Source organism: Thauera sp. ZXT1-4, assembly GCF_052598215.2.
Genome location: NZ_JBQWSN020000004.1, coordinates 106129 through 120833, shown reverse-complemented (window position 1 = coordinate 120833; position 14705 = coordinate 106129). Strand labels below are relative to the sequence as shown.

Genomic DNA, 14705 nt, shown 5'->3' with positions numbered 1-14705 from the left:
ACGGCCGTGCCGGCAATCATCTGTAGCATCTGCAGCGGCGGCTCCGGTCACTTGGGGGTAAAATCCGCGCCCATGCACACCCTCGCGAAGGTACTCCCATGAATTGCTTCACCCATCCCGCGCGATCGCTCCGCTCCGCGGGCTTCACGCTCGTGGAACTGCTCGTCGTGCTGGCGATCCTCGGCTTGCTCGCCGGCCTCGTTGGCCCCCGTGTTCTCGGCCAACTCGATGGCGCGAAGAGCAAGACGGCTGCAGTCCAGATCAAGGACCTGGAGCAGGCGGCCGAGCTCTTCAAGCTCGACGTCGGCCGCTTCCCCACGACGGCGGAAGGGCTCAACGCACTGGTCGAGAAGGTCAGCGTTCCGGGCTGGAACGGACCGTATCTGCGCAAGGGACTTCCGGCAGATCCCTGGGGCAATGCCTATCGCTACGAAAGCCCGGGTCGCCGCGGCGACATCGACATCTACACCTACGGCGCGGATAACGCACCTGGCGGAGAGGGCGAGCGTGCCGACATCGGCAACTGGCAGTGAATCTCGCGCATCGACGCATCCGGCGGCAGGTCGATCGAAACCCCTGCCCCGATGCGCTCCAGCAGACGGGGTTCACACTGGTGGAAGTGGTGGTCGCCCTTGCGCTGGCGGCCATGCTGCTCGGCGTGCTCAACGGCAGCTATGCGCGCCTGTATGACACCCTCGGTTATCGAGCCGCACTGAGGGAGCTGGGTTCGACGCTCCACGCCGCGCGCAACCTTGCGCAGCGCCAGGGGCGCGAAACCCATTTCACGCTGGATCTCACCCGGCGGTGTTACGGAATCGGCGGCGCCTGCAAGGCGCGGATTCCCGACGGGCTGCGGGTCGAAATGCAGCTCGCCGCGCAGGACATGGACTCTGCAGGGCGCGGACGATTGCGCTTCTATCCAGACGGCAGCTCGACGGGGGGAAGCATTATCCTTGCGCGGGCCGACGGACATGGTGTCCGCATTCGCGTCGACTGGCTGCTCGGGCGCATCAGCCATGAGGTATGGCCCGAGTGAACCTGCATCCTCTTACTTCTGTCTCTCGCCGTATTCACGGCTTCTCGCTGCTTGAAGTGCTGGTTGCCACCAGCATCATGGCGCTATCGCTCGGTGCGCTCTATCAGGCTGCAGGCGGCAGTGTCCGGAGTGTGCAACTCGCCGATCAGCGCACGCAAGCGCTGCTCCTGGCGCAGTCCTTGCTGGATGCGTATGACACGGTGCCGGTGGCCGGACTGAGCCTCGAAGGCAGCGAGGGGGGGCTCAAGTGGCAGCTCGAGTCGGCGCCGTACCCCACCGCGTTCAGTCAGGCTCCCGGCTGGCCCCTGCATCATGTCGAAGTGACCGTTACATGGGCGGGCAGCGCCAGCGGGCGTATCAGCCTAGGCACCTTGCTGCCGGTCAATGCCAACAGTCTGCGTGTGCTGCAATGACGAGGGCACGGATCGCTGCCTCGGGTTTCACTCTGGTCGAAGTGATCATCGCCCTCGCGCTCGTCGCGTTGATCATGCTTGGCCTCGTCAGTGCCCTGCGTACCTTCGGGGGGACTGCCGCGAGCCTTGACGCCCGCAGTGGAGCAAGTCTTGAGTCCCGCCTGCTGGCCGACTTCCTGCGTGCAACGCTCGTTCGCGCGACCCCCCAACCGCGGATCCAGACGCCCGCGACGGGCGCCGTCGTTCCCTTCGCCGGCAGCGTTGGCGAACTCCGCTGGCTGGGGAATTTTCCCGCCCGCCACGGTGCGGGGGGCATTCACCACATGCGGCTGTTCGCGGAACAGGGCAGGCTTTACCTGCAGTACCTGCCTCATCCCGGAACCAGTGATCCGCCCGAGTGGTCCAGGGCGCCAGCGCATCTGCTCAGCGATCAGCTGGATCAGTTGCGTATCGCCTATCAGGTCAGGCCTGGCCGCCTGGACGAGCCTGCCGAATGGCGCGACCACTGGTCCGAAACCGAAAGGCTCCCTGGCCGGGTCCGCATCGACCTGAGCATTGCGGGGCAGGCACGTCCGCCGCTCATCATCGCGCTCGATTCCGCTGCCGGGCGGAGTGCCGCAGGACGCATCGTCGCGGGGGAGCAGCCATGATGCACCGGGACGCCCTATGGCATCGTGGTCTTGCACTGGTAGCGGTGCTCTGGATGGTCGCTGCGCTTTCCTTGCTCGTGGCCAGTGTGATTGCAGTCTCTCGTGGCAGCACGCAGAGCGCGCAGAATCACACCGCACTGGTCCGGGCGACCGCCATCGGCGACGCGGGGATACAGCTCGCCCTCACCGAGTGGCGCCACGAGCCGTCCATGCACGATCGCTTGTTCGTCCGCCGTTACGTGTTCGGCGGCAGGGTCGTCGATGTGGAACTGATCCCATCGAGCGCCTACATCGACATCAGCACCGCGCCGCTGGATTTGTTGCAGGCGCTGCTGGTCGTTGCGGGCGGGCTGGACCCGGCTGCAGCAGAAACGCTCGCCGCCCGCATCGTGGACTGGCGGGATCCTGACGACCGCGCATCCCCGGGCGGAGGGAGCGAACTCGCCCCCTATCTGGCTGCAGGCTTGTCGGTCAGGCCTCGCAACGGCCCCTTCCTCGGCAAGGAGGATCTCTTGCAGGTGGCCGGCATCGGGCTCGATCTCTTTGCTAGAATCGAGCCGCTGATCACCGTGTGGGGAGCGTCCGGCCGTGTCGACCCCCAATTCGCGCCCGAGCGGGTTCTCTTCGTGCTGGCGCAGGGCGATGCAGGCCGGGTTGCCGCGATCATGGAGCAGCGAAGCCGCGGCGGCGCTACGCTCGACACGAGTGCCCTCAATCCCGCCCATGTCGGTGGTGGGGGCGCAAGCGTTCTTCATGCGCGGGCCACGGTAACGATGGAAGACGGGGCGCGCGTTGCCCGTAGCCGCTGGCTGGAAATCTGGCCGGGGCCCGATGGCACGCCGTGGCAGGCGGTCGCAACCGAGCCGGCCCGTTACCTGCCCGCACCACCCAACTGAGCATTCATGCCTCTCGATCGCAGTAATTTCAACCTGTTCGGATTCGATCTCTACCGGCTCTACGAAGAGGCACGGCAGGGGCTTGCCGACGTGGCGCGCTGGCCATTGTTCCAATGCCTGCTGCCGGTCGACCCGCTGCGCGTTCATCAGCCCGATGGACGCGTGGTCATCATGCTGCCCTCCGGCCGGCGCGTGGCTGAAGAAGTATCGCCCGAGCCCCCTGGCGCAGCAGGATCGCTCTCGGCCGTCCTGCTCCCCGATGAAGAAGTCCTGGCCGCGTCGCTGCGCCTGCCTGCCGATGCCAGCCGCGACGACTGCGTCCGCGCCGCAATGCTCGCGATCCAGGCCGACAGCCCGTTTCCGGCCGATGACACGGCCTCGGGACTTCGTATCGAAACGGCTGGTGAAGGCGCGGTCGGCCCGGTCGTACACTACGCAATTGCCTCCCGCCGCCGCCTGGCCCAGCGCTGGAAGGCGCAGCGACATCCCGCTGATGCCGAAGCATGGGCCTGGGTTGCGGGCGCGCCGGTCGTGCTCACCGGGTATGGCGAGCATCTTCGCCAGCGAAGCCGGCGGCGGTATTTGCTCAAGGTTGGCGCGCTCGTCGTCCTGCTGGCGTCTCTTCTCCTCGTTCTGGCCGCCGTACCTGTGCTCCACAGCCGCCAGCGCGCCATCGATGCCCATGCCGACTACCAGGGGCTGGCGGAACGAACCGCGCCGGTCGCCGCGGCCCGCGAGGCGCTCGGGCGCGCAAACGCCCGTATTGAATCCTTGCAGCAGCATATCGACGTGCTGCCCGACCCAAGCTGGCTGCTTGTCACGCTCACCGACCTGCTCCCCGACAGTGTTCATCTGACCCAGCTCGACACGCGGGGCGTCGAAGCGACCATCCGTGGCACCGCAGACAATGCGGGCGCGTTGATCGAGTTGCTCGGTACCGCCCCCGGTATCAGCGAGGTTCGTCCGGCCTCTGCCATCGTCCGCAACCCGGCGAGCGGCCGTGAAACCTTCGTCATCCAGCTCCGTTACCACACCGCGGATACCGAAGGAGGGCGCGCACAATGAACCGCAGTCGAATGCGCGCCAGCATGAGCTTCGGGCTTGCACTCATCCTTTGCGCTGGCATGCTGGCGGTGCCCCTGAGCCTGTTGCTGAACAAGCACCTCTGGGCCAGGGGCGTCCTTGAAGAGGTCGAGCCCCGTTACGCGCGTCTGCTCGGGCTGGAAGAAATGGCCGACCGTATCGAGCGCGCCCGCGTGCAGGCGGAGGGCGTGCTGGCAGAGCAGGCCTATCCTGCCAGCCTGGATGCCGACCGTGCTGGTGCCGATTTGCAGCAACGCCTGCGTGCAGCGGCTCAGCAGGCGGGTCTCAGCATCCAGGGCAGCCAGATCGTCGCCGCCCCGCCGCCCGTCGCTCGCGAGGGCACACCGCCAGAGCCCTTCGAGCGCATCATCGTCAATATCAACTTCGAAGCCGACCTCCCCGCGCTGCAGGGCATGCTGGACGCGCTACGGCAGCAGCGGCCCGCGATACATGTCGAAAGTCTGGGCATTCAGCCCGTCCGCGGCGCGAATGCAGGGCAGCGGCTGAACGTCCAGGCAAGGCTCATCGCCTTTCGGGTGATCGAATGAAGCCCCGCGCAAACGTTCGTCGATATTTTGCGGCGCATCGGCTCCTGCCCATTGCGGCACTCGCTGTATCCGCCCTGATCGCGCTCGCCTGGTCCGCCGGAAGTCGCTGGCAGGCACCCGAGGCGCTGCTGCCCGAACGCTCTGCCCTTGCGGCAGGACGTCTGTTCGTCCGCCCGGCACTGCCGGATGCGCAGGGTGCCGTTTCCGCCCGCCCGCTGTTCGCCCCCGACCGCCGTCCGCCCGCAGCGGAACCGACTCCGGCGCCTGTGGCCGAAGTCAAGCGTGCTCCGGAACTGCTCGACCAGGCCAAGCTGGTTGGCGTTCTTGGCGTGGGCGTGGAGAGCGTCGCGGTCGTGCATCTTCCCGCAGGCAGCAGGCGGCTGCGCATCGGCGAAGAGCTTGGCGGCTGGCGGCTGGTATCGATCGATACGCTCGGGGCGAGCTTCGAGCGGGAGATCGGAGATCGCGAGAAGCCCCGAATCGAAGAACGACAGTTGCCCTTCGTCCGCAAACCGGAACCGCTCGTAGGCAAGCCGCCACGACCGCACCGTTGACGGTCCCAATCACCCGTCGTATACAGACCCCGTTCATGACCCATTCGCACTCCTCCTCTTGTTGCGCCGTGCTGATCGCAGCCCTGCTTGCCGGGTGCGCCACCGACCGGCCGATCGACCGGCCCGTGGCCAGCGCGCAGGAACTCCTCCCCGTTGCGCGCAGCGCGGCGGCCCCGCTTCCGGCGGGCGAGTTCCTCGCTCCCCGCATGGAGCCGCTGCTTGTCACCGGAGACGACATCATGATCGCCACGCCCTCCTCGCGTGGCGCAATCAGCGGCAAGGGCGAAAAGGTCAGCCTGCGTTTCGAAAAGGCGCCCGTGGAAGAGGTCGTGCATGCCGTGTTTGGCGACCTGCTCGGTCTCGACTATGCGATCGTGAGCCCGCTTGCCGGAGAGATCACCGTCTACACCCAGCGCCCGGTGGCCCGCGATCAGGTGCTCGACCTCATCGATTCGCTGCTGCAGGCCAACGGGCTCGGCATCGCCCAGGATGCGGCCGGGCGCTACCGCATCGGCAAGATCGACCTCGTGAGCGGCAGCATTCCGCCCCCCAGCCGGCCCGCGACGCTGCCTGCTGGCACCGGCAGTGTCATCGTCCCGCTGCAATACGTCGGTGCGGCCGAAATGGCCGACATTCTCCGTCCGGTGGCCAGTGAGGCGGCGATCGTGCGTGTTGACACGGTCCGCAACCTCATCATGCTTGCAGGCTCCCGCAACCAGATCGAAGGCTGGCTCGAACTCGTCGCCACCTTCGACGTGGACTTCCTCAAGGGGCTCTCTGTCGGCTTGTTCCCGCTCGTCAATGTCAGCGCTGCCGACGCGGAGACCACCTTGCGCACCCTGTTCGGCGAGCAGGGGGGTGGGGCGGCTGGCGCCTCATCCATCGGCGCCCCCGCGGGCGGGACCGATCCGTCGGGCGCGCCGCCGGTAGTGCGCGCGGGGGCAGCGCACGGCCTTGGTCCGCTCACGGGTCTGGTCCGCATCCTGCCGCTCGAGCGGCTCAATGCCCTGCTCGTCGTCACCCCGCGTGCGCATTACCTGCAGCTGGCGCGGCAATGGATCGACCGCCTCGACCGCCCCGGTGTTCTGGGGGCCGACACCCGCCTTTACGTCTATCCGGTGCAAAACGGCAATGCCCAGCATCTGGCCAGTCTGCTCAATGCCCTCTACGGCGGCGCGGAAGGGGGCGCCCCGGCGTCGGTTCAGCAGGACAGCGGCGTTGCGCCCGGGCTCGGCCAGGTGGGGCGCCTCGGGAGCGCGGGTGTCAGCGGCGGCAGTGCGTCGGCGACGGGGGTCGGCACAAGCGGGCGTGTCGGCAGCGCGCAGGGCACGGCTGCAGGTGCGGGGCCCGCGCTGACCCGCGTGGACCTCTCCTCCAGCATTCGCGTCGTCGCTGACGACCGCACCAATGCCCTGCTCATCTACGCCAGTGGCCACGACTACCGCCGCCTTGCCGATGCGCTGCGCCAGCTGGACGTGGCCCCGGTACAGGTGCTCATCGAAGCCAGCATCGTTGAAGTCACCCTCAACGACCAGCTGCGCTACGGCCTGCAGTGGTATTTCAAGGGCGGCGCCGACGGCGGCGGCCGCTTCGGCATCGGTCAGCTGACCGGCAACGAAAGCGGCACCATCGGCCCCATCGCTCCGGGCTTCTCCTATTCCATCTTCAGCGCCGAAGGGCAGATTCGCGCGGTGCTCAACGCCCTGGCCGACAAGTCCCTGCTCAACGTGCTGTCTTCGCCCTCGGTCATGGTGCAGGACAATCGCACCGCCTTCATCCAGGTCGGCGATCAGCAGCCGATCCGCTCGGCCACCACGGTGAGCGATTCCGGCAACCTCACCACCGAATCCATCCAGTACAAGGACACGGGTGTGGATCTGGCCGTCACCCCCACGGTCAACGCGGGCGACATGGTCACCATGGTCATCCAGCAATCCATCACCGACGTCGGTCCGGTCGACGACGCCACCGGCCAGCGCAGCTTCCTGCAGCGTCAGCTATCGAGCCAGGTGGCCGTACGCAGCGGCGAAACCATCGTGCTCGGCGGCCTCATCCGCGACAACAAGACCAACTCCCGTACCGGCATTCCGCTTCTGCACGACATCCCCATGTTCGGAAATCTCTTCGGCGCCACCAACGTGCAGACCACCCGCACCGAGCTGCTCGTCATGATCACGCCGCGCGTTGTGCGCACCGAGCGTGACGTGCGCGAAGTGGGCGCGGAAATCCGCGACCGCATGGGCCGGCTGGGCGAGCTGATCCGTTCGGGCAATCTGCCCGGTCTGACCGGCACGGAAGCGGTGGCACCGGTAGCGCCCGTCGTTCAACCCATCCTCCAGGAGGTCACTCCCGAATGAAGCCACGCTTCAGCCGTGCCGCGCTCGCGGCCCCGATCCTTGCTTCCCTGCTCTTCGGCGGATGCGCGCTTACCGACCTCGGCAAGAGTGCCGAGCAGCGTGTCGCCGAGCGCGCCGCAGCGCGCTGGAACGCCATCATCGCCAACCAGTGGCCGGCGGCCTACCAGTACGCCACGCCGGGCTATCGTGCCGCAAATGGCGTCGAGGCCTACCAGGCGCGTATCCAGAACGCCACCATCCGCCGCGAGTCGGTCGAGGTCTCGGGGGTCGAGTGCCCGCAGCCCGACAGCTGCACGGCCACCCTGGTCCTGCACTACAAGCCCCTCCTGCCCGGTTACCCCAGCATGGGCACCCGCATCACCGAGCGCTGGATTTCCGAGGGCGGCAAGTGGTACATTCACCTGCCGCTCTGAGAGGGCATTGCCCACACGGCATTTTTTTGCGCGTGTGTGGCATAGTTCCTGGGCTCGAACTCAATCCCGCACAGTGTTGCGATAGAACAACAAAAAGAGATGGACGCACGGTATCGCTTGATTGTCTTGCCCGGTTCCCTGTGCTAAGTTTCGCCTCAGCCAGCGTAATACTCTATGGGCACGTTGAGCTAAGTTAACTTGGTACGCTGTTCGTTTTGACACAAAGGAGTTATTTTTAATGAAGAAGAATCTTCTCGCCGCTAGCCTGGCTCTGGCGCTCGGTTCGATGTCCGGTGCTGCAAGTGCTGCGCTGGAAGTGAATACCAACGGCGTTGGCCAGATCAACGTTCTGCCCTACTACAGCGTGCAGGACAGCTACAACACCCTGATGACCATCACCAACACCGACCTAGAGAACGGCAAGGCGGTCAAGGTTCGCTTCCGTGCCGCCGAGTGGTCGGACGACGCGCTGGACTTCCAGGTCTTCCTGTCGCCGGGCGACGTCTGGACCGGTGCATTCGGCATCGTTGACGGCCAGCTGGTGCTGAAGACTTCCGACAAGTCGTGCTCGCTGCCGGCTCAGCTGGATGGTCAGCAGTTCACCACCATTCGTGTCGAAGATCGTGACATCGAGCGTCTGAAGGAAGGCTATGTCGAGATCCTCACGATGGCCGACATTCCCTTCCATCTGGACGGCGACGCCACCACTTTCGGCGCCGATGGTTCCGCGGTGACCAACATTGCTGAGGATGGCTACAGCGCCAGCAAGTCGAACAACCCGCTGTACAAGGCAATCAAGCATAACAGCAGCGGCGTGCCGACCTGCGACGTGCTGGGTACCTCGCTGGTGGCGAACAACTCGGTTGAAACGCGTCCCGCCACGCCTGCCGATCCCACCGCTGCTGTTTCGGGTCAGTGGGGTTGGATGGTTGCTCCGACGAGCAGCCTGACCTCCAGCGCCACCGTGATCGCGGTGCAGGACTCCAAGGCCTTCACCGTTGCCGCGACGGCCATCAGAGAAGACGTCGCTGGTGCTGACTTCCTCGCCCCTCAGTACTTCCGTCAGGCCAACACCACGGTTCAGTTCGCCGGTGGTACTGATGTTACCGATGTGACGGCCGACCGTCTGTTCTGGCCGAAGGGCACCACCTTCGCGACGGAACTCGGTGCCGGCTATCCGGTTTATCAGTTCGACATGCCCGACATGAGCACGCCGTTTAACGCCGGTACGCCGGAAGACTGGCGTGATGAGGTTGCCACCCTGCTGCAGAAGGGTTCGGTCGCCACCGATTACGTCGTTGCCAGCAGCATCGGCGCTTCGACCGACATCGTGTTGAGCCAGCCGGTTCGTCGCTACTTCTACGACTACACGCTGGTTACGCCGTCGGCTACCCAAGTGAAGGGCGTGGATTACAACCGCGTCATCAATACCGAGCGCTATCTGGTGGGCGGTCTGAATGAGACGCCGTACGCCGAACTGACGGCCAGCAACAAGGTGCAAGTCGGCGCGCCCACCTTCTTCGATCGTGAAGAGCGGACTTTTGTCTCTTCGGACGACATCGTTGCCTCGCCGCAAGAGCCGAGCGTTGCTGCTCAGTTCTTCCTCGAGGGCGAAACTTCGGTTGTTTCGATCAAGAACGGCGCAGGTACCACCGGTGCGATCGGTGCCCGCCTGACCAACGTCGACTGGAGCTTCGAGCAGAACTACAGCGCGGGTTGGGCTGTGCTGAGCACCGTGGCTCAGGAGAACGGCGCCACCACGAAGACGATCGCGGATACCGAGGCCGCTGGTCATGGCGGCACTCTGGGTGCTAGCCTGCCGCTGGTTGGCTTCACCGCCATCAACATCTTCAACGGCGCTGCTGGTGCTGCTGGTACCAACTACGGTCAGGTCCTGCCGCTGCGCGTTCTGGACTAAGTCGTATCCCAGCGTGAGTCCGGCGGGTTTAGGCCTGCCGGTGCTTGCAAAGACAAAGGCGGGCTTGCCCGCCTTTGTTGTTTCTGTCGTTTGTAAATGAATTTTTCACGGGACGAAGTCATGCGTCTGCTGAACCCCATGCGCCTGTTTGTCTCCTGCCTCACCCTGTTGGTCCTGCCTGCCGCCGCCGCTGATGTGGCGCACTATCAGGGCCAGCGTGTCGATACCACCGAATTGAAGGCTGCGTTCGAGAGCCTCGGGCCGGACCTGCGTGCCGCCGTGCTGCAGAAGCCCGACTCGGCGCGCAATTTAGCCATCGACCTGCTCACCCGTCGCGTGCTGGCCGAGCGTGCCCACGCACAGCAACTTGATGCCGACCCGCTGGTGGCCGCGCGCGCGCGCCAGGCCGCCGATCTCGTCTTGCTCGAAGCCACCTTGCGCCGCGTCGCCGACGCCGCGGTGGACCCGGCGACCGTAGCCGCGCTGGCGCGTGAGGAGTACCGCGCCTACCCGGAGAAGTTCCGGCGCGACGACCAGGTGCATGTGCGCCACATCCTGCTGCCCGCCTGTGCCTGTGTGGACGACAAGGGTCGTGCCCAGGCTGAAGCGGTGCTTGCCCGCCTGCAGGCGGGCGAGGATTTCGCCGCGCTGGCGGCCGAGCTGTCCATCGACAAATCCAATGCCGCCAAAGGGGGCGACCTCGGCTTCTTCGCCCGCGGCCGCATGGTGAAGGAATTCGAGGACGCCGCGTTCGCCCTGACCGAGCCGGGGCAGTTGTCGGATCTGGTCGAGACCCGTTTCGGCTACCACATCATCCGCTTCGAAGCCCGCCGCGAAGCCACCCAGCGCAGCTTCGACGAGGTGCGCGAGGAACTCGAGGCCAGCGTTGCGGCCCGCCTGAAGAACAAGGCGCGCCTGGACTATGTGCTCGCCCTGCACGCCGAGGAGGACTTCCGCGTCGAGGAGGCGGCCTTGACCAGCGCCATCGACGCCTTGCGCGCCGAAGCGGATGCGGGCAAGCCGTAAGCCGTCGCGGGGCGCCTGAGGTGTTCGCCGCCGTCTGGCGCCGCCGCGGCCTGCTGCTCGGCTTCCTGCGCCGCGAGCTTGCCACGCGCTATGCCGGTACGCTGGGCGGGGCGCTGTGGGCTTTCGTGCAGCCGGTGCTGCTGCTGGCCATCTACGCTTTCGTGTTCCGCCTGGTGTTCCGGGTCGAGCTGCCCGACCTCGGCGGCAACAGCTACGTCACTCTGGTGGCCTGCGCGCTGTGGCCCTGGATGGCCTTTCAGGAGGGGGTGCAGCGCGGCACGGTGGCGGTGGTTAATAACGCCGACCTGGTGCGCAAGGTTGCGTTCCCGCGCGAGCTGCTGGTGATGGCGGCGGTGGCGAGCAGCTTCGTGGTGCATCTGGTCGGCTTCGGCGCGGTGCTGCTGGCTCTCTTGTGGTGGGGCGAAAGCCTGCATCTCGGTACCCTGCCGCTGGTGCTGGCAGGCTGGACGGTGCTGGCGGTGCTGGCGCTGGCGCTGGCGCTGCTCACCTCGGCACTTCAGGTGGTGCTGAAGGACGTCGACCACATGCTGGGCCCGCTCTTCATGCTCGGTTTCTATGCGACGCCCGTGCTTTATCCGATGAGTATGGTGCCGGAGGCCTTCCGTCCGTGGATGGCGGTCAATCCCATGGTGCACGCTCTGGAGCCGCTGCGCGCCGCGCTGCTGCACGGCGAATGGCGGTGGGCCTCGCTGCTCGGGATGGTGGCGCTGGCGCTGGGGCTGTTGTGGGCGGGGCGCTGGGTATTCGCGCGCCTTTCCGGGCGTTTCGAGGATTTCCTGTGATGTCGGACGCGGTGCTGATCCGCCTGCGGCAAGTGTGCAAGCAGTACCCGATGGACACCGCGGGCGGTGGCCGCTTGCGCACCATTGGCCGCCTGCTTGCGGGGCGCGCCTATGCCAACCCTTTCCATGCCCTGCGCGATGTCAGCCTGGAGGTGCGGCGCGGCGAGTCGCTCGGGCTGGTGGGCGTCAATGGCGCCGGCAAGTCGACGCTGCTGAAGACGATTGCCGGCGTGGTGCGGCCGTCAAGCGGCAGCGTTGAGATTCAAGGCCGGGTGTCGGCACTGCTGGAACTGGGTGCGGGCTTCCATCCCGAGTACACCGGCCGCCAGAACGTGTTCCTCGCGGCCTCGCTGATGGGGCTGACCGACGACGAGATCCGCGCACGACTCGACGACATCCTGTCCTTCGCCGACATCGGCGAGCATATCGACCAACCGATCAAGCACTATTCGTCGGGCATGGTGGTTCGCCTCGGTTTCGCGGTCGCGACCTGCGTGCGCCCCGACATCCTGATCACCGACGAGGTGCTGGCCGTGGGCGACGAGTCCTTCCAGCGCAAGTGCTCGGCGTGGATGGAAGCCTACCTGGCCGATGGCGGCACGCTTTTGCTGTGTTCCCACAGCATGTTCCATATCGACAAGCTGTGCAGCAAGGCGGCCTGGGTTCACGAAGGCGCGATTCGCGCCTACGGCGAAGCCCAGGCGGTGACCCGAGATTACCTGTGCTGGCACGAGGCGCGGCTGGCGCAGGCGCGGCCCGGCACCGGTGTGCAGGCGGCCGGCCTGCATGCAGTGCGCTCGCTGAAGCTCAATGGCGTTGATGACGCCGAACTGGCCTTGCCGATGCATGGGCGGCTGGTGGTGAGCGGCACGGTGTTCGCGCCGGACGACCGCCCGCCGGTGGTGGCGATCGGTTTCGTGCGGGCCGACGGCTCGTCCATCTACGGTCTGTCATCGGACATGGATGGCCATGTGTTGCGTGCCGTGGGTGACCGCTTGTTTGCGTTCTCTTTGGAAGTGCCCGACCTGCCCTTGCTGCCGGGGCGCTACACGGTGCGTGGCCACGCGATGGACGCCGAGGGATTGCGCCTGTTCGACGAGGTGTCGCGCTCGCTCGTGGTGACCGGGCAGACGCGCGAGATGGGATTGTGCCGCCTGCCGCACGCCTGGCTCGACGCGTGATGCTGCAGGGGCGCGATTGGCCGTCGCCGCGCGAGGCCATCGGGTGGCTGCTGTTGGGTTCCGCCATCGGGCTGACGGTATGGCTGCTGGCGCTGCGCGTGCTGCAGGTGGACGGCGCCTTCGGTGCGGCGGTGGGCTGCGAAGGCTGCTTTCATCGTAGCGTTGTCGTGCATGACCTGAGCTACCTGTCGGCGGTCGTGCTGCTGCTGCTGCTTGGTTTCCGTTTCCGCGGCGCTTATCTGGCCGGCCTGCTGCGCCTGCTCGCGCTGCTGGCCTTGCTGATCTATGCGGCCGACATCGTCGTGTCGCGCGAGTTGTTCGCGCGCCTGCGCTTTGGTGATGTCCTGCTGTTCGGCGGCGACCCGGCCGTGCTGAAGAAGCACCTCGACAACACCGGTCTGGCCGGCACGCGCATGTGGCTGGTGGCGGCACTCGGCGCGACCGTCGCGCTACTGGTGCTGTGCTGGCCGTCGCTGCGCGGCATCCGCGGGCGTTTTGGTGCCTTGCTGACAGCGCTGTCGGTGACCGGCATCGCCGCCGGCCAGATGATGTACCCGGGCCAGTACGTGCATGACTGGGGCCTGCGCAACGTGCTGGCGGAGAACCTGAATACCGGCGTGTCGCAGCGGTACGGCGAGGCCACGGTGAGCGCGGCCTTGTCGGCGCCGCCACCGGCGTTGCACTGCAGTCCGGGCCGCAACGAGCGCGATGATGTGATCGTGCTCGTGCTGGAGTCCTGGTCGCCCTACCAGAGCGCACTTTTTGGCGGGATGAACGACTGGACCCCCGAGCTGGACGCGATCGCGCGCGAGAACGCCTACTTCACGCGCATGCAGGCGGCGGGTTTTACGACCAACGAAGGCCTGATGGGGCTACTGACGGGGACGGAGCTGGTGTCGCCGGTGAAGTCCTTCTTTCACTCCACGCCGTTCGAGACGACGTGGGGGCTGCCACGCACGCTGCCGCGCGTGCTGGCAGCGCGGGGCTACCATACTTCCTTCCTGACCACCGGGAATCTGGCGTTCACGCGCAAGGGGGAGTGGGCGCACGACATCGGTTTCGCACACGTCGAAGGGCACGATCACCCGGCCTATGACGGCCTGCCGCGGCTGCACTTCGAGGCTGCCTCGGACGAGGCCCTGTACCGGCGAACCCTCGAGCATCTGGACGAGATCGAGCGCGCGCCGGCGCGGCAGCCCTACCTGGTGGTGATCGAGTCGGTGTCGTCCCATCATCCCTATGTGCATCCCGAAACGGGCGCGCGCGACCAGGCGGCGGTATTCCGCTACATGGATGCGACCGCGGCCGCTTTCTACCGCGCGCTGGTGGCACGCGGTTACTTCGATCATGGTCGTCTGCTGGTGATCAGTGACCACCGGGCGATGGTGCCTGTTGGGGCGGATGAACATGCCCGGCTGGGCCGTGCGGCGTTGTCGCGGATTCCGGCTTTCTGGGCGGGCAAGGGCGTGCGCCCGGGGGCGGTCGACGTCCCCTTCCACCAGGCCGATCTGCTCGAGACGCTCGATCGTGCGACGACAACCGAGTTCTGCGGCGAGCATGGCGTGCGCGACATGCTGGCGCCGGTCGAGACCCGACCGCGATGCCTGTACCACGCCCGCGGAGACACCCGGGACCTGGTGGATGTGTTCTGTCCCGAGGGGGCGGGCACGATTCGCCTGCGCGGGGACGACACGCGGATGGTGCAGGCCGAGGGGCTTGGGGCGGCGCAGACGCAGGTGGTGGTGGACACGCTGAACCGCTACCGCATCCTGCGCGATCACCACCAGGATGCGTGGGCGGCGAAGGCGGCCGGCACGCGTTGAGCCG

15 protein-coding genes are annotated in these 14705 nt (G+C 66.5%); all 15 read left to right on the top strand.

The genetic code is table 11. The annotated features are described in order from the left end of the window. Positions 1–98: 98 nt before the first annotated feature. Positions 99–533 carry a type II secretion system major pseudopilin GspG gene (gspG, locus tag ACUH78_RS05165; RefSeq protein WP_445332905.1) on the top strand — a complete coding sequence of 145 codons (435 nt, stop codon included), beginning with the start codon at positions 99–101 and terminating at the stop codon, positions 531–533. Next, a complete protein-coding gene (locus ACUH78_RS05160) occupies positions 530–1036 on the top strand; it encodes a GspH/FimT family protein (protein WP_445332904.1) in 507 nt (168 codons plus the stop codon). The genes gspG and ACUH78_RS05160 overlap by 4 nt, the downstream gene beginning before the upstream one ends. Continuing rightward, positions 1033–1449: a PulJ/GspJ family protein gene (locus ACUH78_RS05155; protein WP_445332903.1), complete on the top strand. Its 417-nt coding sequence runs from the start codon at positions 1033–1035 to the stop codon at positions 1447–1449. Before ACUH78_RS05160 ends, ACUH78_RS05155 begins: the two co-directional genes overlap by 4 nt. Next, a complete protein-coding gene (locus tag ACUH78_RS05150) occupies positions 1446–2099 on the top strand; it encodes a prepilin-type N-terminal cleavage/methylation domain-containing protein (RefSeq protein ID WP_445332902.1) in 654 nt (217 codons plus the stop codon). Before ACUH78_RS05155 ends, ACUH78_RS05150 begins: the two co-directional genes overlap by 4 nt. Further along, positions 2096–2995, top strand: coding sequence for a type II secretion system minor pseudopilin (locus tag ACUH78_RS05145; protein WP_445332901.1), 900 nt, complete (start codon positions 2096–2098; stop codon positions 2993–2995). The genes ACUH78_RS05150 and ACUH78_RS05145 overlap by 4 nt, the downstream gene beginning before the upstream one ends. 6 nt (positions 2996–3001) lie before the next feature. Next, on the top strand, positions 3002–4060 hold the full coding sequence (locus ACUH78_RS05140) for a PilN domain-containing protein (RefSeq protein WP_445332900.1): 1059 nt from the start codon (positions 3002–3004) through the stop codon (positions 4058–4060). Continuing rightward, positions 4057–4626, top strand: a complete 570-nt coding sequence (gspM, locus tag ACUH78_RS05135) for a type II secretion system protein GspM (RefSeq protein ID WP_445332899.1) — start codon at positions 4057–4059, stop codon at positions 4624–4626. Before ACUH78_RS05140 ends, gspM begins: the two co-directional genes overlap by 4 nt. After that, on the top strand, positions 4623–5180 hold the full coding sequence (locus ACUH78_RS05130) for a hypothetical protein (RefSeq protein WP_445332898.1): 558 nt from the start codon (positions 4623–4625) through the stop codon (positions 5178–5180). Before gspM ends, ACUH78_RS05130 begins: the two co-directional genes overlap by 4 nt. 35 nt (positions 5181–5215) lie before the next feature. Next, the gene (gene gspD, locus ACUH78_RS05125) at positions 5216–7537 is read left to right on the top strand and encodes a type II secretion system secretin GspD (protein WP_445332897.1); all 2322 of its coding nucleotides are present in this window, start codon (positions 5216–5218) and stop codon (positions 7535–7537) included. Further along, positions 7534–7950, top strand: a complete 417-nt coding sequence (locus tag ACUH78_RS05120; protein ID WP_445332896.1) for a hypothetical protein — start codon at positions 7534–7536, stop codon at positions 7948–7950. The genes gspD and ACUH78_RS05120 overlap by 4 nt, the downstream gene beginning before the upstream one ends. Positions 7951–8188: 238 nt before the next feature. After that, complete coding sequence (locus ACUH78_RS05115) at positions 8189–9868, top strand: hypothetical protein (protein WP_445332895.1); 1680 nt, start codon at positions 8189–8191, stop codon at positions 9866–9868. Positions 9869–9988: 120 nt separating this feature from the next. Then, positions 9989–10894, top strand: coding sequence for a peptidylprolyl isomerase (locus ACUH78_RS05110; protein WP_445332894.1), 906 nt, complete (start codon positions 9989–9991; stop codon positions 10892–10894). 20 nt (positions 10895–10914) lie between these two features. Next, entirely contained in the window at positions 10915–11697 is a 783-nt protein-coding gene (locus ACUH78_RS05105) for an ABC transporter permease (RefSeq protein ID WP_445332893.1), read from the top strand. Next, complete coding sequence (locus tag ACUH78_RS05100; RefSeq protein WP_445332892.1) at positions 11697–12878, top strand: ABC transporter ATP-binding protein; 1182 nt, start codon at positions 11697–11699, stop codon at positions 12876–12878. Before ACUH78_RS05105 ends, ACUH78_RS05100 begins: the two co-directional genes overlap by 1 nt. After that, positions 12845–14701, top strand: coding sequence for an LTA synthase family protein (locus ACUH78_RS05095; RefSeq protein WP_445332891.1), 1857 nt, complete (start codon positions 12845–12847; stop codon positions 14699–14701). Before ACUH78_RS05100 ends, ACUH78_RS05095 begins: the two co-directional genes overlap by 34 nt. Positions 14702–14705: the final 4 nt, after the last annotated feature.